Below are 26,388 nucleotides of genomic sequence, written 5' to 3'. Positions count from 1 at the left end.
TTATCTACCCTTTCACAAATCCAATGACACTTGATAATAACCAAGGACTTACCTATAAAAATTCCCAATCTCCGGGACAGCCGGGGTTCTCTCTGGCAGTTAACTCAACTAATCCCTTTAATAATTCTGGAATGAACTTCGGACAAAATCACGATAATAAGAAGATTTTTACGGAAAATAGCCGAATTGGAGAGATTGTTCCTGGTCGGGTTGCCAACATCAAAGTGATTGGTGTCGGTGGCGGTGGTGGCAATGCCGTTAACCGCATGATCGAATCTGATGTCTCTGGTGTAGAGTTTTGGTCAATTAATACTGATGCTCAAGCTTTAACTTTGGCAGGTGCTCCCAGTAGATTGCAAATTGGCCAAAAACTAACGCGGGGTTTAGGAGCAGGTGGTAATCCTGCTATTGGTCAAAAGGCAGCTGAAGAATCACGAGACGAAATTGCTACGGCTTTGGAGGGTGCAGACCTAGTATTTATCACGGCTGGTATGGGCGGTGGTACTGGAACAGGTGCAGCCCCAATTGTGGCAGAAGTAGCCAAAGAAATGGGCGCTCTCACTGTTGGGGTAGTCACACGTCCATTTGTGTTTGAAGGCCGCCGTCGCACTAGCCAGGCGGAACAAGGTATTGAAGGACTAAAAAGTAGAGTAGATACACTGATCATTATCCCCAATAACAAATTGTTGGAAGTGATCCCCGAACAAACACCTGTGCAAGAAGCTTTTCGCTATGCAGATGATGTGCTACGTCAAGGGGTGCAAGGTATTTCTGATATCATCACGATCCCCGGATTGGTAAATGTTGACTTTGCTGATGTTCGGGCTGTGATGGCAGATGCGGGATCGGCATTGATGGGTATTGGAGTGAGTTCTGGAAAATCTAGAGCCAGAGAAGCTGCGATCGCAGCTATTTCTTCACCATTGCTAGAATGTTCTATTGAAGGTGCGAGAGGAGTTGTCTTTAATATTACAGGTGGTACTGACCTAACTTTGCATGAAGTGAATGCAGCCGCAGAAGCAATCTATGAAGTAGTTGATCCCAACGCCAATATTATTTTTGGGGCTGTAATTGATGACAGACTCCAGGGTGAGGTAAGAATTACTGTAATTGCCACCGGGTTTACAGGTGAAGTCCAAGCTGCGGTACAACAAAGCGTAGCTAGCGTTCGAGTAGCACCTAATACCTCCAAGCGACCAACAACACAACAACCCGCAGTTAATCCCCCAACCTCAACCCCAAGTGCAACTCCAACTCCAACTCCAATTCCAGAACCAAAAGAAAAAATTGGATTGGATATACCTGACTTTCTGAAAAACCGACGAACACCACGAAATTAAAAGATTTTGGATTTGAGATTTTAGATTAAATTAGCAGTCTCAGGTTAGGCTGAGTGCTGTATAAAATCTGTTAGTTTCAGGGTTTTACCAAAAGCAGGGATAAGCAATCTGTTGCCATCCCTAATTTTGCTAATTGGTAAAAAAACTCGTTAGCTCTACTTATAAAATGAACTTGGGCAGGAGTCTGCTGGCTCAAATGTCCAGCTGTGCTTTTGGAATGAAAAATCGGAAAACCTGCCCGACTACAAATGTAATTGCTACATCTACCTCCGCGATCAAGTAAGCTTATATTCCAATATGGTTCAGTTACAGCTATTTTCAGGTAAATAGACCGAACTTGAATGTAGAGACGTAAAATTTTACGTCTCTACAAGGATTTTTCACTGCAATGCACAATTGTTTTCATACCGCAATCAGCAACACCAGAATACTAACCAAAAAATAATTTACATTGATGTTTTGGTTTTTAGTGAGTGTTCAATCCATTGAATAACCTGATAACCAAGATGAGTACCATCTAGACGATCAATCTCACGAATTCCTGTAGGACTGGTGACGTTAACTTCAGTTAGGTAGCCACCAATAACATCAATCCCCACAAAAATTAAACCGTCTTGGCGTAAGCGTTCGGCTACTTGGGTACAAATTTCATTTTCTCTTGGGGTAATTTCGGTTTGAGCAACTGTACCACCAGTTGCCATATTATTGCGAAAATCAGTTCCGCTAGAGAGGCGATTCAGCGCACCAATCGGTTCACCATTGAGCAAGATAATTCGCTTATCTCCTGCTTTTGCCTCCGGTAGATAGGTTTGTACCATTACTGGCACTCGACCTTGGAGGGTACTGAGTTCAACAATGGAGTTAAAATTGCGATCGCCTGATTGCAAAAACAAAATTCCTTCCCCAGCTTTATTACCCAGTGGTTTGAGAATTGCAGTTCCCTTAGCTTCGAGAAATTGCCGAATAAGCTGCTTATCAGCACTGACAATCGTTTCTGGAATCGCCTTAGTAAACTGGAGGGCATACATTTTTTCATTTGCCCCTCGGATGCCGCTAGGACTGTTAATCAGTAGGGTTTTCTTTTGGTCAATGTAATCCAGAATATACGTGGCATAAAGGTAAGAATCATTGACAGGTGGATCTGTCCGCATAAATACGGCATCCATTGTCTCTAAAGAAGTTAAGGAGGAATCGCTCAATTTATACCAAGGATTCGCTGCTATCCAGCGTCCCTCCACCAACTGTACTGGTACAAGTTCGACTCGCTGTAAGACAGCCCAAGCTTTGCCCTCCACTACACTCAGCAGATTTGCTTGAGTTACCCAAACTTCGTGCCCCAGGATTTGCGCTGCTTCGATCAGGGCAACACTGGTATCATGACACGGGTCAAGCAGATGGATGGGATCAATGATAAAAGCCAGTTTCACCCTTTATACCTCAATCACCAAGAAATTAAATGGTTATTCAATTATTATCTCTTGCTGCTCTCACCAATTGATGTACATTTGTACTGCTAAGTCCAATTTTGAGGCTGACAGATATCGCTTTGGCGAGAAAAAAGTTTGTAAACAGAGTTGTAGCGACTGCCGTGTAATTTGCAGCGGCTTGTCGCTAGCAATCGCAATATCTTCTAAACTTACACGGAAGTTAGTAGCTCATCCAGCTTGCCTTGACTGTCTAAAGCGTGGATATCATCACAACCACCAATATGGTCATCATTGATGAAAATTTGCGGTAAAGAACGCCGTCCATTTGCTCTTTGAGCCATTTTATTTCTGGCTGCCTCATCTCCGTCGATGCTGTATTCAATAAATTCAACGCCCTTGTTTTTCAGCAAACTTTTGGCACGGACACAAAACGGGCAAGTCCTCCAGGTGTAAATTTCTACTTTTGCGGCCATAATGTCCTCAACTTGATTTAATACCTCTTAATTTTAGAACCTTGCCACTGGCTATAGGTGTTCTATGCCGTTTTGACTTTACTTTCAAAAGTGGCTAACTAAATTCAGTTATTTGGTATCGCTGAGTTCCTTAGAGATCCACTTCCGCTACACCTAGCTAGCTTGCTTTTTTGCAGAACTATGCAAAAAGAAAAATCGTTGAAAAGCCTATAAATAATGTGAGCTTTTCAACGGTAAAGGTCTATTTACACATATTTTACTTGATCAATTTTTACAAAGTTTAGGTGATACACACTTAACTTTCTAAAAAAACGGTATTTTCTCTTAGCTAAGTATCCGGTCTTTGCCAGTGTTTACTACTAGAATACTGTCATTTAGGCTACTGCTAAAGACTTTTTCCTCATCACTTTCAATGCACCCATTGCAAATAAACCAAGGGCGGCTGTCGTCGCAGGTTCAGGTACTTTTTTAGGTGCAGGAGGCGGAGGACTATAATAAGTGCCTTGTGCTTTTATAATACTAGGCTCAATTAAAGTAGTGCCATATTGGAAGCGAACACTGCCAATTTTACTTATATCAAAGTTAGTGGGTAGTCCTGACAAAACAAACGTGGCAGAATTGTCAATAAAACTTCCCCCTTTAATTTGTGAATTTGCATTAGCATTGTAGCCGTCAATAATGCCGTAATTAAATTGCTGCTGTCCACCAATACCTTGAAAAATACCCAAGCCGGCAGTACCTAAACCGTAGTCTTGGGTTACTCCAATAGTAAGTCCTGCGGAATTGGTCGTAGATGCAAATGCCCATTCTTTGCCATTATTAGGAGTATTAAGAAGATTTACATTATTTGTAGTAGTAGAGGGGTTGTTTTGAGTGACCGTTGGGGCTGTTGCTGAAATTAAAGATAAATTTAAGGGAGATCCAGCATAGTCCCAAAAGACTGATGTGAGGACATCAGAAGGAACTGAGACATTTTTCATGTTCGTCAGGGTCACTGTCAACTTACCTGGATTGAGTAAGTCATCAAAGACAACTGATGATGCCAGAGCATTATTCGATAGTAAGTTAGTTCCTGTGACTGAGAAAGTCATAGAGGCTGCATCTGCTTGGGATATCTGTGAAACTGTCACCACAGCTAATGCTGATATACAACAGACTGCATAACCCGCTATTTTCTTGGAATATGGTTGAGACACGCGATTAAAACTCCTTTTCTTTTTATTGAGGATATTTAAGACCTCTCAAAATAACTCTTTTATGGAAGTTGCCAATGTCTAAATTGACACAAAAAAATACAAATTGTCTACGTTATTTATCGAGGTTAGCTAAAAATTTAAATTTGGAATTATCAATATAGTTTTTATGAATTAATGGAGATTTTCAGTATTTACACTTGATATATTTTTTTAAATTAAAATTGTATATATCCACATTGAATAATCAATATTTGGTTTCTCGATGTTATTACTTAATCAACAGATTTGTAGGAGATATTGATTATTCCATGAGTAAGAGTTGTAGGTTGCATAGAGCGCAGTGTCACCTTGTAGAAAGCTAGGCTGCAATAGGTATTTCATCCCAATCTACACGAGTAGATGTTTTAATCTTTCACTAAGTACATGAGCTAAATTAAATATAGGACTCCAATTTGATGCTTTAAAACATACTGAGTGTGAAAAATCAGCTTTATCAGGGTTTTATTTAAAATATTCATATAAAACCACTGGACTGGTGTGGCAATGCTAAAATGGTGCATTAAAAGTCTCTGGAAAATTAAAGTTTAAAAGCATAATTCAATTTTTCTACTCTTCCCTATAACAATGCAATAAATAAGGGAAGGCAATTTATCGCCTTCCCCAAAGTTAAATATTCACGACACCAATATAAAGTGCTAACACTGAAGTAGTTACTCAACATTTACCTACTGTCAACGGCATATTCAATTAGTTGAGCAAGGCGGTGGCGTAGGGTTTCTAATCCCAAGCGCTGACTAGCTGAAATAAATACGGCTAGGGGGAATTCTTCTCTAGCTAAAGCTAGTGTCTCACTATTTGCTTGATCAATCTTGTTAAAAATAACTAGCGCCGGGCCAGGAGTTATCGGCATTTGTGCCAAGATTTCTCTGACTGAGCGAATATGACGCAACCAAGCTGGGTGAGATAAATCTACCAAGTGGAGTAGGGCATCAGCTTCTGTGACTTCCTCCAAGGTGGCGCGAAAGGCATCCATTAATGATGCAGGTAGTTCGTGTATGAAACCTACCGTATCTGTAATCAGAATTTCCTGATGTTCATTTGTTTCGCCATAAGGAATCACTAAGCGGCGCGTGGTGGGATCGAGAGTAGCAAATAGTTGGTCGGCTGTATAAACTTCTGCATTAGTGAGAGCATTCAACAGGGTGGACTTACCAGCATTGGTATATCCAACCAAAGCCACTGAGGGAACTTCCCGATGTTGCCGTCGCTGCCGTAACCGCGAACGATGGGCTTGTAACTGGGTTACTTCTTTTTGCAGTCGGGAAATGCGCTGCCCAATGGCACGGCGTTCAGTTTCTAGTTTTGTTTCACCAGGACCACGAGTCCCTATACCACCACCCAATCGGGACATGGTGCGCCCTCTACCAGCTAGTCGTGGCTGCATATATTCTAGCTGTGCTAGTTCTACTTGCAATTTACCGGCACGAGATTGAGCGCGTTGAGCAAAGATATCCAAAATTACTTCGGTGCGGTCAACTACCCGAATTCCAATTTGCACTTCTAAGTTGCGGACTTGGGAGGGTGAGAGGTCGCGGTCAAAGACGACGAGATTGACTCCTAGTGTTTGGGCAGTTAGGGCAATTTCTTGCACTTTACCTTCACCAACTACTGTTTGGGGATGAACACGCGATCGCTTTTGTTGGATTGTCTGTAATACATCTCCCCCAGCAGTATCAACTAAACGCGCCAATTCTAATAGGGTGTCTTGGAATTGTAGGGGAGTTGTCTCACTGGTCATTAGCCCGACAATTAGGACGCGATCGTGGTCAGCATCTACTTCTTGGGCGACAAATTCGCGCTGGAATTCCGCTTCCAGATTTTCTACCAAGTCTACTAAATCCTGGTCTGCCAAATCATCCAAATCCATAGGTGGCGATATATTCCAACTTGGGGTTTGAATTTGGCTTTCCCCTACTTTAAAAGCAGCAGGACTAGTAATCAGGGTGCGAGATTCTTGGGGTATGAGATGAGCTAGATAAGCTTCTTTGACATATCCAGTTGCACCGCCTCCCCGCCGTGTAAATCCTGTTCCGGTAATATTTAGGACAACTAGAGCATCTAAGCGTTGCAGTGCCATAGCCGTAAGTGCCGCTTCATTTGGCGGTTCTGGCTTTAGATGGGTGGCGATGCAACGAATACCACTGAGTCGTTCTGCACCGTAACGGGGCAATTCCATCGGTGGTATTTGCGTTTGTCGCGGTGTGCCTACTCCGACGCGAATAACTTGTCCGCGACGGTTGATGTAGGCGCATACAGGCTGATTGACTTCTGTGCTAATTGCTGCCAGACGCTGGGAAAACTCAGGCGTGGTGATGCGATCGCCTGGTATACGCTGGTGATACAGCCGCTGTAGTTGTTTCAGCTGGCTGGACTTTAAACCTTGGAGATTTCCGAAGATAGTTTCTATAGGCGTTTATGACCAGTAAATGGCCCCCCAATCCTTATATGTCTATTTTACAACAGGGTTTAGGCTCCTATCTATCTCCTTTAAGGGATGCGTTGGGGATTAGTTCACGGTGGGTATTTATTTGACGCTATTTTGGTGGTAGTAACTCACAAATCGAGCAATGGTAACAACACGCGCCGCCTCAGAACAAAGGGCTGTATTGAGAAATATCAGCTGGCAGACTTTTGAAACCATGCTAGCTGAGATGGGAGAGGATAGAGCCTCTCGCATCACCTATGACCAAGGAATGCTAGAAATTATGACTCCACTGATGCCGCATGAATATTGGAATTGCTTGTTGAAAATGCTCATTTTCGTTTTGGGTGAAGAGTTGAATTTAGAGATTTTTCCTACAGGTTCAACGACTTTGAAACGGGAAGATTTGCGGCGTGGTGCGGAACCAGATAGCAGTTACTATATTGGCAATGAGGCGTTGGTGAGGAACAAATCAGAAATTGATTTGAACTGTGACCCAGCACCGGATTTAGTAGTAGAAATAGATTTAACGAGTTCTTCGCTGAATAAATTTGATATTTATGCGTCTTTAGGTGTTATGGAACTTTGGCGTTATGAGGAAGGTGTGCTGTATATTTACCAACTGCGACAAGGGCAATATATAGAGTGTAATAATTCGCTAATTTTTGCACAATTGCCTTTAATTGAAATTGCTCGATTTTTAGAAGAAAGTCCAAGAATTGGCGTGATGAAAATGACGCGAAATTTTCGGGAGTGGGTGAAGGAACAAATTTAATCAGTTATTTTAACTGGAAGTGTGAAGGCGATCGCTACATAAGCATCGCTTTTAATTTCAGTTGCTTAAAATTGAGGCTTTATATGCAAATCCCATACTTCTTTTAAACGCTTTGCATCTGATTCGGAAATTTGCCCTATTTTAGCCAGCAATAAAAACTGTTCTAGGCTATCCAATCGAGACAGACGCACAGTTGAAGCAACACGCAAACCACTTGCAGCCCAATCATTTAAAGGTACATCAGTTTGTGTGCGTGGTTTTGCAGATGTGACTACTGCTACTACAACATCACTTGCATCTATCCACAACACAAGTACGGGGCGTTTTTTGGAACCGCCATCACTAGTGAATGAAATATCTGCTACCCAAAACTCACCTGCTTGGATAGTCGTCATAAAGTCCCTCGTCTTCTGGTGCGTAGCCGTTCAAAAAAGCGTCATGGTTGCGGGTGCTTTGGGATTCTTCCGCTTTTTGTTGGATGGTGATTACCCAGCATCCTGTAGTTATATTTTCCAGTATTGATTCTGGGAGATTCAATTTCTCCCCTGGTTTTAGTTCAATTTCATAAGTCAGAGTAGTCAATTCATTTTGCATAACTGTTAGTTAGGATTTTCATATTGTTATGTGTAATTCTATATCAACACTCATGGCAAGGTCGCTCAATCAACGCCTAAATCCAATCAGCCTCAAGAAACTTATCCAAATTTGAACTAACTTTTTTAAACACAATTTTTGCTGAAACCAACTGATAATGTGTTTCTTTTGTATATCAAGCAGAGCTTTTCCAAAAGATGGATTAATTTCAATAGCCTTGCTAATACTATGATTTCCTTCTCTCCAGCGACCTAATTTTATTAATGCACCCCCTCGGCTGTACCATGCTGTATAGTCATCTGGTTTACATTTCAGTGCTTGGTCGTAGGATGCGATCGCTTCCTCATACCGTACTAAATTAGATAACGCATTGCCTCGTAAGTACCAAGATTCATAGTCATCTGGTTGAATTTTTAGTGCTTGGTCGTAGGATGTGATCGCTTCTTCATACCGTCCTAAATTGCCTAGCGTAATACCCCGGTTATACCAAGCATGAGGATGTTTTGGATTAAGGGCAATGGCTTGGTCATAACAGATTATTCCTTCTTCAGATTGACCTAGATTATTTAAAGCATTTCCTTGCCAGTCCCAGCTTGAGTCGTCATTAGGTTGAATTTCTATCGCTTTTTTCCAGCTAGCGAGAGCTTCTTTCCATTTACCTAAGTCCTTAAGCCCGATACCTCGGTGATACCAAGCATCCTGATAATCTGGTTTAATTTCTATCGCTTTGTCGTAAGATGCTATTTCCTCCTCGTAGCGTTTTAGATAGCCCAGTGCAATACCCCGATTGTTCCAAGTTTCGTGATTATCAGCTTTAATTTTCAGTGCTTGGTCGAAGGCTGCGATCGCTTCTTCATTGCGTCCTAATTTAAATAGCGCATAGCCTTGATTGTTCCAAGCTTCGTGATCATCAGCTTTAATTTTCAGCGCTTGGCTGCGGAATGTGATCGCTGCTTCATATTCCTTAGTCGCAGATAATAAATTTCCCAGTTCAAATAATAAATTGACCTTACGATTATCTGTCTGATGTTTTTCTCTCAACAAGTCTTGAAATTCTATAACTCTCTCAATTTTTTGTTGATGGGTGAGTTTCAAATATTTATCATAGTTTCCTTCCCGCAACAGACGATTTGATTCTTGCTCTACTACTTCTGGCGTTGTGGGTAATTCAAACACCCCAGAACGCCAATCAAAAAAATCTGGGGCGCGATGAATAAAATAGTTTATCGAAAATGAACGCAAAAGAAAAACAAAGCTAATGGGAAAATCATCTCTAAAGCGTTCTCGCTGTTGATTTAAGTGATTTAAAATATGCGGAACACTGGTTAAATTGCTAAATTGCCCTTCGGTAATTTCCCCAAAACTTCTTTTTTCATATTTATATAAAGAATATTCCAGACCTTTAATCAATAAAATATCAATTTGCTTGTCTTTAACAAACTCTGCTACTGGCTGATATAAATTATCAATCGCCTCAACAAAGCGCAAAACTGCAATCTTCTTCTGCGGGATTTCCTGGGGAAGTTTAACAATAAACTTGTCTGCTTCCACAGGTGTACATTGCACGAAAAACAAACCAAATCCTGATTTTCGCTTCAGTGCGCGAAGCAAGTCTTGATAAGCTTCTTCTGGTTCTGGGGGTAAATCATCATCCCAATCACTTAAATTTGGGTTCATGAAAGTTTCGCTACGGCTTCTTTAAATTCTGGAATTCCTTGAATCAATGGATGAATATCATACCAACGCTGCATCTCTCCATCATCATCAAAATATCGGTATTCTAAAAGACAACGGTTATACATCAAACTCCGATACAAGTCATCATTAATAATCCGCTTAGAACAAGAGACTTTCGCTAACAGATCCCATTGATGATTTTCCACAGCGCGGCGATAAGTATCTCTGGCTTGAGTAATTGCTCGTCGCACCGCCTTTTCTGAAACAGGTAATTCCTCACTGCGTCCAATAGCGTCTTGAGTTAACAATAGCAAATTTCTCACATGACCTCCACTCATTAAACAAAGTCTGTCTAAGGTTTGGGGACTGTCGAAAATTTCTGTTTCTAGTGATAGTTCTGGTGCAATTTGCCGGACTCGCTTCTTAATGACTTCTTTAACTTTCTTGAGTCCTGGTTGATAAATGTCTCCTTTGAGAGTGTTTACCATAATCATCGGCAAAATTTGGGGGTCGCCGTAGATATCTCTGAGGTCTGTTGCCCTGGTAGAATAGACCATTGAAATGGGGACAGTGTAAATCAAATGGCAATCTAAAGCTTGGAGTTGTTCGCTACGGTCTAAAAAAACTTCCTCGTAGTTGGTACGTTCTCCGTCTTTAACTAACACCATCCGGTCTAAATTATCGACAATTACCGCCAGTTTATTGTCGCCATTAGGTAAGTGCTGTTTTGCATCCACCAGAAACTCATTTAACACCTGAATCAAAGTGACGGTGTAGGGATCAATTCTTTGGCGAATCTGTTGGCGTAATTCAGGAACAGCCCTTAAATTTGCGGTTAACTTTGCAAATTGAGCAAGCTGCACTTCTACAGCCATCTTCTCAAATTCTATGGGAGTCTGTGCCAAATCTTTTAAATCTTCCCAACGATCTTTCAACCAGTCGAGTATCGGGCGAGGACTAGCAATTCCTTTTAAATCTTTGAGCAAACGGCGGGTACAGGCGAGGAGAATATCTGTATATTGGGCATCTTCAGAATCGATATCCTCTTCATCAGCCGCAAAATAGACAACATAAAATTTCCGATTTTCTAAATATTTCTTTAATCTGAGTAATTCTGTAGACTTTCCCGCACCCCGATGACCCGAATACAATTGGCAAGTATTTGTATTTGCCAATTGCATCCGATTTCCCAATTCTTGCAAAATATCCGCATCTCCCCGCACATCTTGACAATCTACATATTTTGGATCACCTGCGGGTAAGGGTTCAAAGGGGTTGAAGGCATTGTAGAGGTTTGCGAGTAAATCAGGACTATTAAGCATAGGTAAAAAATATAGCAATGATGCTTATAATAATCGAGATTATAGAGAATTTAGGTGGATGAACGCACCTTAAAGACTCGTTAACGGAGTTCAGAGGTGGATGCATTCAGTTCAAACACTCGTTAACGGAGTTCAGAGGTGGATTCATCCAGTTCAAAGACTCGTCAACGGAGTTCAGAGGTGGATTCATCCAGTTCAAATACTCGTCAACGGAGTTCAAAGGTGGATTTATCCAGTTCAAAGACTCGTCAACGGAGTTCAGAGGTGGATTCATCCAGTTCAAATACTCGTCAACGGAGTTCAAAGGTGGATTTATCCAGTTCAAATACTCGTCAGCAAAAAACTACAAAAACTACTACGAGATGGGAAAATCTCTACTTCCCTATTTTTACAAAAGAGAAACTGGGGTTAGAATCTTGCGCCAGCGCTTCACTGCTGTTTGTAATTCCCTCGATAACCAGCTATCAAATTGGGGATAAACTGGCGATCGCGCCACCAATTCCCACCCAGCAGGTTGTAAAATATTTCTCAAAGCCTGTTCCTGAATATGGGGATAATCAGGATTCACTTCATCTTTTGGCCCAATTCCGCCCAAATCCCTAGCACCAGCTTCGATACAAGCGAGTAACCAGCAGTCATCGTTAACTAAATTCGGCGGAATTTGAATAGTAATATCTGGCGGTAAAATCTCACGGGCTTTAGCAATTACTTCTGGTAATTGATGAGGATTAAAAGCTGGTGCATCAAAAGTTTGCTGATTTCCTGGGCTATGAGGTTGTAGGATAACCTCTTGAATGTGATGGTAACGTTGGTGCAAGTTAGATATAGCTTCTAAAGTTTCCCACCAATCATTATCGGTTTCTCCAATTCCCAAAAGTAACCCAGTTGTAAAGGGAATCTGTAACTCTCCCGCCCACTGCAATTGTTGTAAACGAATTTCTGGTAATTTACTCGGTGCGTGCCGATGTACACTATTTAACAATGTTGGCGTTAGCTGTTCCAACATCAGCCCCATCGAAACATTCACACCCTTAAGCTTTTGCATTTCATCAAAGCTCAATGGCCCCACATTAGTGTGTGGTAAAAATCCCATTGCAAGCGCTAATTTGCACAAATCATAAATTCGCCCAAACCACGCCTCACGCCTTGGTGAATTTGGATGAACTTCACCGCTTAGTATAAGTATTTCACAGACTTTTTCGCTTGGAAGTGATTTTAAAATAGTTTCTGCATCTGAAAGACTCATCCAGGGACTTTTACCAGGTTCACTACGAAAGTTGCAGTAACTACACCGATTAAAGCACTCATAAGTTGGGACGATGGTATAAGCAGGGCTATAGGTTACAAGACGAGAATTATTAATTGGCATAAGCAGGATAATCTCAAAGAATGCCTTGCTCAAACTATATAGATTACTGTATGACTATTGTTGCCATGATTTTTATAAATAAGAACTATTTGGTTTTGTAAATTTCTGGTAAATGCCACCAAGGAACATGGGGATACTCGTGATGTTCTTCATGATAGCCAAAATGATAGCACGTAATAAATGACCACCAAATTGGACGATTAATCGTTTGGGAACGATGGGGCTGAATATAACCTCCTATGGGTTCACTATGAGGTAGGAAAGTACCAAAGTAAAATAGTTGGAATGAACTTAAAAGCGAAGGAATCACCCAAAAGTAAGTTAGATTATGAGATGGTATATGGAGGACGTGATTATTAAAGTGATAGATAGTAGTCAAGGCAATGATTTGTCCCCAACTCCAGTAACCCTTCATAAAATGAAAATACCACGCGAAGAAATTTTTGTATTTCCCATTATGAAAATCTGGGTCTATTTGACTTGCTGGATTGTGGTGGTGTATCCAATGTTTTTTTAATAATTTTTTATATGGTAAAAGGCCATATAGAGATAAGGTTAATGTCCCAATAAAATTATTAATCTTGGTATTCTGGGGAAATACTACCCCATGCATAGCATCATGAGATGTAATAAATAACCCTGTATATAAAAATGTTTGCCAAAGTATGGTAGGCAATAGAATCCAAAATGTTAACTTGGAGATGTCAAGGGAAAGTAATAAACTCAGGCTAATGACCCATGCAGTAACAATGAGAATAGCAATGAAAAGTCCCTTAAACTGAGATTTATTTTTCACTACTGCGATCAGTTTTGTTTGATGATTGGGTGGTTGTTCTAATTGAATCACGCTTTTACTCCGCCTAGTATTCAGATGAAAATTCCTAAAATATAGTCACGACAAAAAGCACTAACCACCATTCAGAAAACTCCATTAGTGGTCAGTGTTTTGGATTGGACAGTGCCAATACTCTAATAGTATGTACAAACGTAAAGATACTTTAACTATTATTACACATACAAGCGCTATACCCAAAACTGTTTTCGGTTGAGAGGTAAAAAGTATAAATAACAACGCCAATAATTTTAGCGCTTACAGAAAACAGTGTTTCTATTTGGTAATTTCTTAATAGATGAAGCCTTAAAAATAGGCGGTTATATAATAATTAGCGGTAAAAGCAGGGAATTAAGTTAAGTAACTTCCTGTTTTTGCCGTAGCTTTTAAAGCGACAATTTGGGTAAGTACTGAAACTTACCATAGTCATGCGAACGTTCCAAATTTCGGACTAAAGACATTTTCTCGTTAGAAAAAGTAGCCTTTTATATTGGTACAGATTTGGAGAGAATCAAATAGGACTTACGCCAACAATGGTCAAAACCCTTATTTTCAGGTAGGGGGAATTCATGAATTGCCCCTACAGTATGTGGTTTTGCGTAAATCTTATAAACGTCTAGGGCTTTTTTCTTGTTTTTGGAATTTTGAGATAACTTTATTGTTCAGCACATTTTGCTATCGTGACTCACATTCTCGTTTAGTCACATAGTGGCGATAGCGAAACATTGCTTCTAGTTGCGCTTGCACTAACCAACCACTGACAAATTCAACTGTCCCTCCACCAGGCATAGAGAAGGAAATAGCATCAGTCAGCCTAGTTTTGCCAGCTTCCGATTCAAATTCATGTCGATGTACCCAAGACTCAAAAGGGCCAGATATCTGTTCGTCGGTAAACAGGCGATATTTGTCGCATTCAGTATGACGCGCTAACCAAGTTAATGGTAATGGGCCGAGAAACAGACGAAATTCTGTGATAGCGCCTACGTTTAGCCCTCCCTCACGACGAACTATTTGGACTGGTTGCCAAGGTGGATTCAACATTTGCAAAATATCTGGCCTTTCGTGAAATTTCCAAACTACTTCTGGTGAGGCATTAATTACTGAGGAATGTTTAAAGTGCAGCATGGAAAGAAAAACCTAAAATTCAACTTTCGGATTCTGTATCAATCTCGATATCTAGGGTATCTTCATCAACCCGCACATACAAAATATTTGGGTTACAACAAACTTGGCAATCTTCTACATAAGATTGCTGTCCTCCAGCACTCAAATCAATAAAAGTTAAGTTCGGTTCGCCGCAATAGGCGCAGTAATACTCAGCTGTGTTTTGCATCAAGTTTTTAGGATTGGGAATTGGGCATTGGGAATTGGGCATTGGGAATTGGATATTAAATTTTAATCTTAGAGGTTGAATGAACAAGTCCTCTCGTCGGTATCAAAAGTTTGATATCCCCCTAAATCCCCCTTAAAAAGGGGGACTTTGACTCCGCTTCCCCCCTTTTTAAGGGGGGTTAGGGGGGATCTAAAAGTACCTAAAATCACAGTGAAATACTTGTTCATTCATCCTCTTAGTCCTAAATCCCCAGTCCCCAGTCCCTAGTCCCTAGCCCCCAGTAACGGCTGTAGTTCTTTTGGAGATGGGTCGATATAACTCTTAGCATCGGCCAAATGCTTTAGTAGTGTAGACTGTGGCAGAGGCCCTTGCAAGTGGCTCCAGGGTAATATTTGCTCTGTTGACCATTCGGCGTGGACGTAGAAATCTAAATCGGGAATTTGTCCTTTTAGTTGTTTGAAAGCACGTTTGTAGCTACCCAAGGAGTCGCCAAAGTCACGGGTAAGTTGCAGAAGTTGAGAGAGTCTGCGATCGCCTCTCGACAACAAAGCTTGTATAATCGACCAATTATAGCTTTCTGGGCGAAACTCTATCCCCTGCGGTTTTAGCTGTTTTTGCAAAAACTGTAACCGCTTTTCTGCTTGACGATTCACCCCAAACCATTGAAACGGTGTGTGTGCTTTGGGTACGAAGGTGCTGCATCCAAATGTTAAGCGTAATCCTGGTGCAGCTTTTTTGATATTACGCATCATCGTCACAGTTTGCTCTAAATCCTCTGCTTCTTCACCGGGAATTCCTGCCATTCCGTAGAGTTTCAAGCTTTTTAATCCGCCAGCTTTGGCATTTATCGCTGCTTGGATAATTTCGTCGTTATGCAGCTTTTTGTTGACGATTTGGCGGATTTTCTCAGAACCACTCTCTACTGCAATGGTAAGCGATCGCGTGTCTCGTTTTGCCAAAGTTTCTGCTAGCTGGACTGTTACGGTATTGGTTCGCACTGAGGCAATACTGAGACGGACATCATCGTACTTTGGTTGACTTATATAATCTAGCAAATCTTCAAACTCTGGATGCTGAGTTACAGAAGCCCCTAATAATCCTAGCCGATTTGTGACTTCTAAACCTTTTGCGATCGCCGGAATTAAAGAATCTTCCAGACTGGCTGTTCTAAAAGGCAGTGTGAGATAACTCGCCAAACAAAAACGGCACATTTCTGGACAACTTCTCACCACTTCCACCATATAGATATTTTCCCATGCGGCTTTTTCGGTGACTACAGTCGAAGCAGATAGAGTGTTTCCCCGATAAGTCTGCTTTTGCACCACTGCGGGAATTTCTGGATAAATCGGTTTAATTGACTTGACTGCACCATCTTTTGTGTGATATTCGACTTCATACAAACTAGGAATATAAATTCCTGGGACTTGTGCAAGTCTTTTTAGTTGAGTTTGTCTAGAAGCATTTCTGACTTCTTTGTACGCCTCAATGAAATTTCCTAGTAGGTTTTCGCCATCCCCCAATAAAATTACATCAAAAAAATCTGCAAAAGGTTCGGGGTTAGCTGTGAGAACCGGGCCACCACCAAAAATTATCGGATGAGAATCATCACGAGAAGTTGCTTGAATGGGAATTTCTAAAGATTCCAGTAAATTTAAAATATTCACATAATCCAGTTCCCAAGAAATTGAAAATCCCACAATTTCTGGTGTTCTGGGGAGTTGTTCGTGAGTATCTGTAAACAGGCGACTCACCTGCACATCATCACGCATTGCCAAAGTTGCCCAAACTACCTGATAGCCAAGGCTAGTGATACCTACGCTATATTCATTGGGAAAGGCGAAGATTATGGGGATAGCGTTGGTGTCTGGGGTGGTAGGGGTGAATAGGAGGCGTTCAGATTCAAATACAGATGAAGTCATGATAATTCGTAATTAATACAGTTACATAAAGGCTATATACAGGTAGTTTACAATTGGTTTTCCTGTTATTCACAGAATATATCCTTATTATTGGGTCAGAGGTTTTAATTATGAATAGGGTTATCTATATTTAATTTTAAGCCATAGAATTATTAGGTTAAAAAACAATGTTACGCTATTAGCGAGAATAATTGGCAATGATTGTAGATAAATTCCGTAGATTAACCACAAAAAAAGACCACTCATAAATGTAATTAACATGACGAACGAAACATCTTTTGCTGATTTTGTTTGCCAAGTTTTAAACATTTGTGGTAAAAATGCAGTCGTGGTTAGTGTGGCAGCAGCTAATCCTAGAATTGTCAGAAAATCCATTTATGTAAACCTATAAGATAAAGTTTCTATTGGTTAAAATTTTTAGAGACTCATTCATTTTCATTAAAACTTACGCAAACATAATCACAATACTGATTTTTAGGTAGGAGCAATTCATGAATTGCCTCTAAGAGGTTGTTTGAAAAGTTTTTTTATACGCCTAACCCTTGGATATCCCCCTAAATCCCCCTTAAAAAGGGGGACTTTGATTCCGGTTCCCCCCTTTTTAAGGGGGGTTAGGGGGGATCAACGAGTGCCTAAAATCACACCTAACTACTTTTCAAACAACCACTAACGATGTAGTTTTGCGTCAGTATAATTCATAATACTGGATTAATGTCTTCGGTTTTACATTGAAACGTGACCTAGAAAGTGGAAAAAGGGAAAAATTTTAAATCTTTTCCCTTCTTCTTTAAGCCTTAGCCTAATCATGAAAAAATATATGATTGACGCTAGTGAAATCGATTAATTAATTCTTCACGGGATAACTGCAATAGCAAAGGCGTAAACTCTTCTGGTGATAACGTCAATAAGGGTTCAATAATTGCTTGAAGCTCATTATCTATTTCACCAAAACGAAATTTGAGCAAGTTTTCCACCACTAAGCGTTCTCCCTGCTGAATTCCTGTTTCAAGTCCTCGTTGTTCACCTTCTTGCATCGCCTGTTCTCGGTCTTGTTGGTAAAGTGGTGCTAATCGCATAAGTAATTCCCTATCTTCCTCATCTTGATTTTGAGTGACTTGTAAGTTTTGCTGCAAGTTGTACAGCAATTCTAACGCTGCTTTTCGGAAAGGATTATCAGGAGTCAGTGCTTCTAGTTCGTCAATTGCTTGCTTTTGAACGTTCCCTCTACCGATGATTCTCAGCCATAAGGTTTCTGATATGGAAGGTAACTGATGAATTGCTACTATTGCGGTGCGTAAATATTCTGGCATAAAGTGTATCCCAGGCAAGTAGTCGTCTTTTGGGTTAGCACCAAATCCTGATAAGAGTTGCGCTGATGCTGTGGGGGTAAGAATCCATAATTTTGGTAAATCAGATTCTAGAATGCGTGTTTTATTTCGATTTGCTTGTCGCTGGAAATCGCCACGTACCTCTAATAATTTTAAGAGGCAATCGCAAATTTCTGTAACTGAAGCTGCGTTACGAAATGGTTCAAGTAGACAAGGCGTAGTGACAAGTTGACCTAATAATCCGAGTGTTTGTGGTATTTTACTTGGTTGTGGTTTGGGGATAAAATAAACGTCAATTTGTCTAACTTCTCCTGCAACTCGTCTAGCTGCTTGGACTTCGCCGTAAGGAGTGAGTAATTGTTCAAGATAGTCTTTGGCAAATTGGTCGTGAATAAATCTGGTCATGTGTTGATAGTTTGGTGATGCAAACCAGTTTATTTACCGTTGTCTGACGATTTTTTGAGATAAGATTTAGCCCAAGCATATCGTTGTGGATCTTTTTTCAGTAAATATTCTGCTGCCTCATGTCGCTTATTATCATCCTTCGTACTCCTGATTACTCGTTTTCTTTCAGCATCTATATCTTCAGTTTCAGCACCACGTTCAATGGCTTGTTCAAACCAATAATCACCTTCTTCATACTCACGTCTGTCATAACATATAGCACCTATTAAGGTGTAAGGTTGATGACTATCAGGCTGATATTCCATATCTTTTCTCGCACAATTTTCTGCCTCAGCTAAGTTGTCCATATCTCTAAATGCTGCACCTCTAGTAACTAAAATAGCTGATTTTAGATTACTGTCGTTAACTCTATTTAAGTCAATATTAGTAAGTTTTAATGCCTGTTCAGGTTCATTTGCTTTGCGCCAATAACCACTAGCTGTAGGGATATGCCATTTATGTCGAGTACGGTTAAGTTCTTGTTCATAAAACTCTGCCTCTAGCCTGTAATATGCAAGAGCAATTTTTCCGCCACGAGATAATAGTTCCTCTTCTATAAGCTGCAAAACCAACTTAGGATCTAGCCGTTCTTTTTTCTCTAGTTTAAGCATGATCGCATAAAGTGGCTCTAGAGGAAGTGAAGGATCTATCAATCCATACTTTCTCTTGAGTGCTGCAAAGTGGTTATGTTGGGCTAAAATAATTATATCTTCATATTCATTATTCCTCAGCCAGTCAATTTCTACATCACTTAAAACTACTCCAGATACTATCTTTGACTTCAGAACAGACGCATATTTATCATTAGCAATTTTAATTGTTTCAGGTAGTTTAAGTTGTCTTAGAAGGTTAATATCTTGCTCATTTAAATAAGCTTCCGAATCAAGCTTATTAAGGATAGTGTATAGATAGTTATTAGGTGGTAAATCTTGATATTGGCTAGCCTGATACTTTATCTGCAATGCAATAAATTCTCGTTTTCTTTCAAGTTCATCAGCAATAGCAATTGTTTCGTTAAGTCCTTGCTGTTCTAACCAGTAAATTTCTGAATAAATTAATTTTTTGTTAGTATCAAGTTTTTGCAATATCTGATATAGTTGACCTGATAAGGATGTATCTGGGTGCTGGCTTGCTTGATACTTACTCTTTAGCTGGGTAACTTTAGCTCGTCTTGCAGACTCTTGTTTCTCAAAAGTTTCTATAGCTTCAAAAAGTTCATGATTTAGCAACCACTCATATTCATCATCACTTAAACTTGTTTCTGTCTCTAGCTTTTTTAGTATTTTATACAGTGGGCTATCAGGATATGAATCTTGATATTTCGTGGCTTGATATTTCTGCTTTAGATTAGCAAAGTTTTTTATATCTTGAACAAGTGCAATCGTTTGAACCAGATTATTGTCTTGCAATAATTTGACTTCTGAATCAGTCAAGCTATTTCCTGATTCAAGTTTCCAAAGTATCGGATACAAAACACTGCTTAATGATGATTCCCAATTTTTAGCAACTTTATACTTAGCTTTCAGATGAGAAAACTCAGCTTCTAATCTTTTGGATTCTCCCATTCTAAATTGTTGTAGCCATATAATTTCAAGGGTTTCAAAAAGCTCATGTTCTTGCAACCAATTGAATTCTAATTCGCTGAGTTCAATTTCTAGGTCAACTTTTCGCAGGATGAGATAAAGAAGGCTAGAGGGTGATGATTCTTGATAATTAGTGGCTTGATATTTAGATTTTAGTGCAACGAAGTGTTTAAGCCGATTTTCAGATTCTTTGTCCATATTGATAGTAGATACGATCGCACTTAGCTAATGTGTTATCTGCTACTATAGCTACCTCAGTAAAAAGCGGCGAGTTAGTCACGCACCGTTCTTGTTTGCGGTGCTTGCTGCTGTTTAAGTCGCCTGAGAATCGTCGCACTGATATAATTTCACAGAAAATCAGGAATTAAAATCTTAGCAAGAGGCACAATAAGCTGGAACGATTGTCAAAACATATCGTTAAGAATCCCGTTGCCTTTAAGCTAGGGAATGTCGAAATCTAGGAAAATTACATGAATGCTGAAGAATTATTAAACCAAGGATTAAACCATAGTTTACAAGGGGATTATCATAGTGCGATCGCTTCTTTCAACCATGCTATAGAAATTAATCCCAATTTCGCCATAGCCTACTATCACCGAGGTAATGCTCGTTACTTTTTAGCCAATTATCAAGGAGCGATCGCAGATCATAATCAAGCATTACAAATCGATCCCAATCTCGCCCAATCTTACCACAGTCGGGGTAATGCCTACTTTGCTTTAGAAAAATACGACAAAGCGATCGCTGATTATATCCAAACAATAGAAAATAGTACCCAGTTAGCTGATAATATCAATATTGATATTGCCAATGCTTATCATAATCGGGGTGTGGCTTGTTTTGAAAAGGGCGATCGTCAAGGAGCCATCGCAGATTTTCAACAAGCTTTACAATGGCATCCCAATTTTGCCGCAGCATACAGCAATCGGGGTAATATTCACCATATCTTAGGAAATTTTCACGAAGCGATCGCAGATCATGACCGAGCATTACAATTAGATCCGAAGTTGGCGGAGGCTTATCATAATCGAGGTAATGCCCACTACTCTTTAGCAGAATATCAAAGTGCGATCGCAGATTACAACCGCGCTTTAGAAATAAACCCCAGGTTTGCCGGAGCATATTACAATCGAGGTTTGGTTCTTGCTCATCTCAAAGAATATCACCGAGCAATTGAGGATTTTAACCAAGCGCTAAAGTTCAATCCTGATGATGTACAAGCCTATTGTGAAAGAGGTCTTGTTCGTAGTACCCTTGAAGACTATAAGGGTGCGATCGCAGATTATGACCAAGCCTTACAAGAAAATCCGACTTTAGCTTTAGTATATGGCTTTCGGGCCAATGCTCTGCGCCGACTGGGAGATTATCAAAGCGCAATAGAAGATAGCAATCGCTTATTACAACTCAATCCTAGTTTAGCTGAAGGATATTGCGATCGCGCGGCGGCTCGTCGTTCTTTAGGAGATCATAAAGGAGCAATTAAAGATTACGATCGGGCATTACAGATTAATGATAACTTAGCCGCAGCTTATTATGGTCGCGGGATTGCCCGTGAAGCCCTGCAAGATTTACAGGGTTCAATTGATGATAACACCCAAGCAATAGAGTTGGTTCCTGAATTTTCGCAAGCGTATTGTAATAGAGGAAATGCTCGTCGGCTTTTGGGTGATGAACAAGGAGCGATCGCAGATTATAATCAAGCATTGGAAATTAATCCTGATTTAATTGAAGCATATTACAACCGAGGTTCAACCCATTATGCTTTAGAAGAATACGAAAGTGCGATCGCAGATTACACCCAAGCTTTGCAAATAAATCCCCAATCTGCTGCATTTTACAGCGATCGCGCTAATGCTCGCTATGCCCTAGAAGATTATCAAGGGGCAATAGAAGATTATAGTCGAGCGATCGCGATCGACTCTAGCTTTGCTGAAGACTGGTACAATCGGGGTCGTAGCCGTTCTCTATTGAGAGATTTACAGGGAGCGCTTACAGACTTAAACCAAGCTTTACAACTCCAGCCTCATTGGGCTTCAGCTTACATTCTTCGAGCAGATGTTTACCAAAATCTGGGTGATTCTCAAAGAGCAATTGCGGATTTCCAGAAATCCGCAGACTTGTATTACCAAGAGGGAAATGTTCAGTATTATCAACAAATTATTGAGCTTATTGAAAAGATTCGATAAAAGAACCCCACCTGTGTACACACAAGTCTAAAATATGTGATTAACCAAGGTTTTACCCCACCCTAACCCTCCCCTTATAAAGGCTACGGTGTACACATAAGTCTGAAATAGCCGATTAACCAATGTTTTACCCCACCCTAACCCTCCCCTTGTAAAGGGGAGGGAACCGGAAATCTTGTTTCCCCCCTTTATAAGCTACGGTGTACACACAAGTCTTTGAGAGTGGCTTCATAGGCTTTTGATCCCCCCAACCCCCCTTAAAAAGGGGGGCAAAAGTCTCTTAAAGTCCCCCTTTTTAAGGGGGATTTAGGGGATCTCCAACGATTTTGGGTTTCTACAGAGATGTGTGTACACCGTAGCCTTTATAAGGGGGGATTAAGGGGGGTAATTGACTTGTGTGTACACCTTTAGTCTGCGGGAAGGGGAGACAAAGCACAGCTTTGGCGGGGTGGGGTTTTCCAGGTTTAATAAGGTTCAAGCGACATAATATCACTCGTTTTTTTGAAAATGAAAGCGTTCCATGAAGCGGCGGTCAATGCAATCTTTGTAATGCCATAAGAGTTTGTGAGGTGGTAAAGTGAAAATGCCTTTGGTTAAGATTGCCTGTCCGTCTCCTGTACCAATTAAACTTAAATATTGCTTTTGTGGCTTATAAGGTTTGAGCGACTTACCTAATAAAATTCGCTGCAAATTCTCAAATAAAGGTTTACCTTGTCTAACTGCAAACACTCCAGCTTTTGGACGCGGATAATTTACCATTGTGGCGATGTCACCAGATGCAAATACTTGCGGGTGTGTTTGAGATTGCAATGTGTCTTCTACCAGAATAAAACCTTGTTCATCAGTTCCTAGTCCCGCAATTTTTAACCATTCGGGTGCTGAAGCTTGTGTCACCCAAAAAATTTTATTACACTCTACTGTCAACCCAGATTCGCACTTAATCTCAAATATTTCTTGAGTTTTCTTGTGGTTTTTAGGTACGATATTACACACATTTTCTCCTAAATGTAGCTTTATACCTCGCTCGGTGAGAATTTGCTGAATTTGATGCCGTACTGATTGATGGTAATTAGGCATCAGTTCCATCTGACGATGAAATAAATGCATTTCCAGATTGGGAATTTGTTGAATCTGATGTAAATGAGATTGTATCGCCAACGCCAATTCTACACCGCCAGCACCACCACCTGCGATCGCAATCCTAATCAGTTCTTGAGGATTTTTACCTACAGCCGCAATTAGTTCATCCCAATGTTCCAATAGCTGCGATACTGGTTTAGCTGCGATCGCATATTCTGCCGCACCTGATACAGACATTCTGGCCGGAGTGCTGCCAATATCAATAGACAGCACATCAAAATCTACCACAAGTCCGTTAGCACAGAGAACTTTGTTGTTTTCCAAGTCTAGAGCAACTACTCTGTCAATATACAAATTTGCTTGAGCAAAGTTAGCCAATGGTTTCAAATCAATATGGCATTCTTCATGGGTGTAAAATCCAGCAATGTGTCCTGGTAACATTCCAGAGTAGGCTGTCTTTTGATTTGCAGTAATCAACGTCAAACGCACTCCGGTTAACGGCTTCATTCCAAACATTTTCAGGGCAATTGCATGGCTGTGACCGCCACCAATTAGCACTAAGTCTTTAACTATCGTATGTTGACAGTAATTACTAATTATTTTCATGCTATAAAAAATATTTTTTCCATAAATAATAGTCAGTTGTCAAAAATATATCGAGAGATATACTCTTGTCAAGAAAAAACTAATAAAATTCAGGATAAGTCACCAAAACAAAGTTTAATAATAGCAATTGAAAAACTAGAAAATAACACAATGGAAACCAGTCTAGCTGTAATTACCGATTTAGAGCAAATTGCCAAAAATCACCCACAGTACCACTGGATAATTATGAACATTCTTACTACTTTTATCCGAAAAAATACTGTTTATATATCTCAAGAAAAAGTAACGATTAATTTGTTAGCAAAAGTTCGTCTAGATATTCAAGCAGCGCTGACTGTTATTGCAAGAAGAGATGTAAATAAAGACCCAGAAAATGAGCAGCTTGATTTGAGTCATATCGATATGAGAGGAGCAAACCTAAATAGGGCAAATCTACAACAGACAAACCTTTATCAAGTTAATCTTGCTGGGGCGAACCTTACAGAAGCTAATCTTGCAGGAGCAATTCTCAGTGCAGCTAACCTCGAAGGCGCTGACTTATATTTAGCTAACCTCGAAGGGGCAATCCTGAGTGCAGCTAACTTAAAAGGTGCTAACTTAAAAGGTGCTAACCTGCATTATGCAAGCTTATATCTAGCTGAATTGTATGGGGCAATTCTTGATGATGCCATACTTGATGGGGCAAACCTCAGAGAAGCTAAATTATCTGAGTAAAACACCAGTAAAAAAGCTTCGAGAGCAGACTTTTTTACAATTTACAATAATTGTCCTATTTTCGCCCTAATTTACGATTATATTCGATATTATTACCTAATTAAATAGGGCTTTTGACACCTATGATAATTTTCTGCTAAATGGTATACTATTTTTTCCAAACATCTAAGTAATAATTCTAGGTTGTAAGGAAAATCTTTACCATGTCTTCTAAAAAGACAGACACTCTGTTGAATTGGTTCATAACTATAATAGTTATATTTGGCTGCTCATTGACTGTAATTTTCTTTGCTTTGTCTAGTATTAAAGAATTGTCAATTCAGGAAAAAATTCAGTATAGAAACCAAGCTTTAACAACTACTGCAATAGTTTTTCTGGCATCGGCAGCAATCTTTAATACATATTATGCAGCAAAGCGGGCCCAGGCGATGCATAAAAATGCGATCGCAGCCGAGAAAAACCTCGAAATTGGCATTCAGAATGCCAAACTGAATCAAGACAGATTAACTTCAGAACGTTTTATGGGGGCAATTGCCCAACTTGGTCATGATAAAATTGAAACCCGAACAGGTGCAATTTATGCATTAGAAAGAGTTGCTCAGGATTTTCCGAAAGAACACTGGACAATCATGGAAATCGTCACTGCCTTTGTGCGTGAAAATGCACCTATCCAGCCGATGAAGATAGAGCAACAAAAGCCGGAATATTCACCAGATGCTTACTCAGGTAGGCGTAGAGGTGGGTCGCGTCCGACACAGCCATTGGAGCAAAACCTCAATGAAGAATTGCCAATAATCCGCACCGATATTCAAGCAGCCCTAACTGTCATCGGTAGGCGGAATTTACTGGAAGACCCAAAAGACCAGAAACTTGATTTACGTCATATCGACATCAGACGAGCAGACCTACTAGGAGTTAACCTGCAACAAGCGGATTTACGTGGTTCTGACCTGAGTGGGGCTGACCTGCGGGGAGCCGACTTGAGCGAGGCTGACCTTAATGGCGCTAAACTCGTCAGGTCTATTCTCTATGAAACCAAGTTACTAAACGCTAGCCTCTGTGGAGCTAATCTGTGTTGGGCTAATCTCAACCGGGCTAATCTCTCTGGGGCGAACCTGCGTTCAGCTAATCTCTCTGGAGCAAGTCTGCGTATAGCTAATCTCCAAGGAGCAAACCTTTATAAAGCTAACTTGCAACAAGCGACCTTGAAAGTCGCCAACCTGTCTGGAGCAAAGCTGTTTTTAGCTAACTTGCAAGGTGCAAAACTGGGGAAAGCCAACCTCCATCTAGCGGGTTTGATTGGTGCTAACCTCTCAGGGGCTAACCTAAATGGAGCAAACCTTTCTGGGGCTAACTTGAATGCAGCCAAACTCCACCAAACAGAAATCTATTTTGCCAATCTTTCAGAAGCCAGTTTAACGGAAGCTGACCTGCATCAGGCTAACCTGATTGGAGCTAACCTGCATAGAGCGACCTTTTATCAAGCTAACCTGACTCAGGCTAACCTGATGGGAGCTAACTTTTTAGAAGCTGACCTCAGTGATGTCAAACTGGAAGGGACAATTTTAACAGGGGCTAAAAACTTAGAGTTGCACCAGATTAGAAAGGCACTTGGCGATCGCACCACTCGTCTACCTGATTATATCGAAGCACCGACAGATTGGCGACAATCAGGTTAAGTTATCACAGCATCATTAGTTATTTGGGC

General features: G+C 40.4%; 23 protein-coding genes. 6 read left to right on the top strand and 17 right to left on the bottom strand.

Annotated features, from left to right (window positions below; genetic code table 11):
* The first annotated feature begins 23 nt into the window (after positions 1-23).
* Positions 24-1,340 carry a cell division protein FtsZ gene (ftsZ, locus tag GTQ43_RS27725; RefSeq protein ID WP_265275887.1) on the top strand — a complete coding sequence of 439 codons (1,317 nt, stop codon included), beginning with the start codon at positions 24-26 and terminating at the stop codon, positions 1,338-1,340.
* A 446-nt stretch (positions 1,341-1,786) separates the two neighbouring features.
* On the opposite strand, the gene gshB is transcribed toward ftsZ, so the two are convergent.
* The 4 genes from gshB to hflX all read right to left on the bottom strand — a co-directional run bounded on the left by gshB (position 1,787) and on the right by hflX (position 6,903).
* Positions 1,787-2,767, bottom strand: a complete 981-nt coding sequence (gshB, locus tag GTQ43_RS27720; RefSeq protein WP_265275886.1) for a glutathione synthase — start codon at positions 2,765-2,767, stop codon at positions 1,787-1,789.
* 209 nt (positions 2,768-2,976) lie between these two features.
* The gene (grxC, locus tag GTQ43_RS27715; protein ID WP_265275885.1) at positions 2,977-3,240 is read right to left on the bottom strand and encodes a glutaredoxin 3; all 264 of its coding nucleotides are present in this window, start codon (positions 3,238-3,240) and stop codon (positions 2,977-2,979) included.
* Between the two features lie 374 nt (positions 3,241-3,614).
* Positions 3,615-4,436, bottom strand: a complete 822-nt coding sequence (locus GTQ43_RS27710; RefSeq protein WP_265275884.1) for an XDD4 family exosortase-dependent surface protein — start codon at positions 4,434-4,436, stop codon at positions 3,615-3,617.
* A 721-nt stretch (positions 4,437-5,157) separates the two neighbouring features.
* Positions 5,158-6,903, bottom strand: a complete 1,746-nt coding sequence (hflX, locus tag GTQ43_RS27705; protein ID WP_265276566.1) for a GTPase HflX — start codon at positions 6,901-6,903, stop codon at positions 5,158-5,160.
* 160 nt (positions 6,904-7,063) lie between these two features.
* Between hflX and GTQ43_RS27700 the strand changes: the two genes are divergently transcribed.
* Positions 7,064-7,693: a Uma2 family endonuclease gene (locus GTQ43_RS27700; RefSeq protein WP_265275883.1), complete on the top strand. Its 630-nt coding sequence runs from the start codon at positions 7,064-7,066 to the stop codon at positions 7,691-7,693.
* A gap of 65 nt (positions 7,694-7,758) precedes the next feature.
* Here the strand turns inward: GTQ43_RS27700 and GTQ43_RS27695 are convergent, their stop codons facing one another.
* The 4 genes from GTQ43_RS27695 to GTQ43_RS27680 form a co-directional block, all read right to left on the bottom strand.
* Positions 7,759-8,088: a type II toxin-antitoxin system PemK/MazF family toxin gene (locus GTQ43_RS27695; RefSeq protein WP_265275882.1), complete on the bottom strand. Its 330-nt coding sequence runs from the start codon at positions 8,086-8,088 to the stop codon at positions 7,759-7,761.
* A complete protein-coding gene (locus GTQ43_RS27690; protein WP_265275881.1) occupies positions 8,066-8,287 on the bottom strand; it encodes a hypothetical protein in 222 nt (73 codons plus the stop codon). Before GTQ43_RS27690 ends, GTQ43_RS27695 begins: the two co-directional genes overlap by 23 nt.
* A 69-nt stretch (positions 8,288-8,356) precedes the next feature.
* Positions 8,357-9,964, bottom strand: coding sequence for a tetratricopeptide repeat protein (locus GTQ43_RS27685; protein WP_265275880.1), 1,608 nt, complete (start codon positions 9,962-9,964; stop codon positions 8,357-8,359).
* Positions 9,961-11,286: an ATP-binding protein gene (locus GTQ43_RS27680; RefSeq protein ID WP_265275879.1), complete on the bottom strand. Its 1,326-nt coding sequence runs from the start codon at positions 11,284-11,286 to the stop codon at positions 9,961-9,963. Before GTQ43_RS27680 ends, GTQ43_RS27685 begins: the two co-directional genes overlap by 4 nt.
* A gap of 100 nt (positions 11,287-11,386) precedes the next feature.
* Between GTQ43_RS27680 and GTQ43_RS27675 the strand changes: the two genes are divergently transcribed.
* On the top strand, positions 11,387-11,698 hold the full coding sequence (locus tag GTQ43_RS27675; RefSeq protein WP_265275878.1) for a hypothetical protein: 312 nt from the start codon (positions 11,387-11,389) through the stop codon (positions 11,696-11,698).
* On the opposite strand, the gene cofG is transcribed toward GTQ43_RS27675, so the two are convergent.
* The 8 genes from cofG to GTQ43_RS27635 form a co-directional block, all read right to left on the bottom strand.
* A complete protein-coding gene (gene cofG, locus GTQ43_RS27670; RefSeq protein WP_265275877.1) occupies positions 11,675-12,655 on the bottom strand; it encodes a 7,8-didemethyl-8-hydroxy-5-deazariboflavin synthase subunit CofG in 981 nt (326 codons plus the stop codon). The two genes, GTQ43_RS27675 and cofG, sit on opposite strands and share 24 nt — an antisense overlap.
* 85 nt (positions 12,656-12,740) lie before the next feature.
* Positions 12,741-13,502 (bottom strand): beta-carotene ketolase CrtW, encoded by a 762-nt coding sequence (crtW, locus tag GTQ43_RS27665; protein WP_265275876.1) that lies wholly within the window; start codon positions 13,500-13,502, stop codon positions 12,741-12,743.
* Positions 13,503-14,162: 660 nt separating this feature from the next.
* Positions 14,163-14,612, bottom strand: coding sequence for an SRPBCC family protein (locus tag GTQ43_RS27660; RefSeq protein ID WP_094330629.1), 450 nt, complete (start codon positions 14,610-14,612; stop codon positions 14,163-14,165).
* A 19-nt stretch (positions 14,613-14,631) separates the two neighbouring features.
* Entirely contained in the window at positions 14,632-14,820 is a 189-nt protein-coding gene (locus tag GTQ43_RS27655) for a CPXCG motif-containing cysteine-rich protein (protein ID WP_012411100.1), read from the bottom strand.
* A 263-nt stretch (positions 14,821-15,083) separates the two neighbouring features.
* Positions 15,084-16,739: a B12-binding domain-containing radical SAM protein gene (locus GTQ43_RS27650; protein ID WP_265275875.1), complete on the bottom strand. Its 1,656-nt coding sequence runs from the start codon at positions 16,737-16,739 to the stop codon at positions 15,084-15,086.
* 120 nt (positions 16,740-16,859) lie between these two features.
* Complete coding sequence (locus GTQ43_RS27645) at positions 16,860-17,114, bottom strand: SemiSWEET transporter (RefSeq protein WP_265275874.1); 255 nt, start codon at positions 17,112-17,114, stop codon at positions 16,860-16,862.
* A gap of 452 nt (positions 17,115-17,566) precedes the next feature.
* Entirely contained in the window at positions 17,567-18,472 is a 906-nt protein-coding gene (locus tag GTQ43_RS27640) for a hypothetical protein (protein ID WP_265275873.1), read from the bottom strand.
* Positions 18,473-18,501: 29 nt separating this feature from the next.
* On the bottom strand, positions 18,502-20,292 hold the full coding sequence (locus GTQ43_RS27635; RefSeq protein ID WP_265275871.1) for a hypothetical protein: 1,791 nt from the start codon (positions 20,290-20,292) through the stop codon (positions 18,502-18,504).
* A 272-nt stretch (positions 20,293-20,564) separates the two neighbouring features.
* Between GTQ43_RS27635 and GTQ43_RS27630 the strand changes: the two genes are divergently transcribed.
* Positions 20,565-22,280, top strand: coding sequence for a tetratricopeptide repeat protein (locus GTQ43_RS27630; protein WP_265275870.1), 1,716 nt, complete (start codon positions 20,565-20,567; stop codon positions 22,278-22,280).
* 489 nt (positions 22,281-22,769) lie between these two features.
* Here GTQ43_RS27630 and GTQ43_RS27625 read toward each other — a convergent pair whose 3' ends face one another.
* Positions 22,770-23,966: an FAD-dependent oxidoreductase gene (locus GTQ43_RS27625; RefSeq protein WP_265275869.1), complete on the bottom strand. Its 1,197-nt coding sequence runs from the start codon at positions 23,964-23,966 to the stop codon at positions 22,770-22,772.
* 150 nt (positions 23,967-24,116) lie between these two features.
* On the opposite strand from GTQ43_RS27625, the gene GTQ43_RS27620 reads away from it, so the two are divergent.
* Positions 24,117-24,680, top strand: a complete 564-nt coding sequence (locus GTQ43_RS27620) for a pentapeptide repeat-containing protein (protein ID WP_321162519.1) — start codon at positions 24,117-24,119, stop codon at positions 24,678-24,680.
* A 203-nt stretch (positions 24,681-24,883) separates the two neighbouring features.
* On the top strand, positions 24,884-26,359 hold the full coding sequence (locus tag GTQ43_RS27615; protein ID WP_265275867.1) for a pentapeptide repeat-containing protein: 1,476 nt from the start codon (positions 24,884-24,886) through the stop codon (positions 26,357-26,359).
* Positions 26,360-26,388 lie beyond the last annotated feature (29 nt).

Source organism: Nostoc sp. KVJ3 (genome assembly GCF_026127265.1).
Classification (GTDB): Bacteria; Cyanobacteriota; Cyanobacteriia; order Cyanobacteriales; family Nostocaceae; genus Nostoc.
This window is presented reverse-complemented; position numbering and strand designations above follow the sequence as displayed.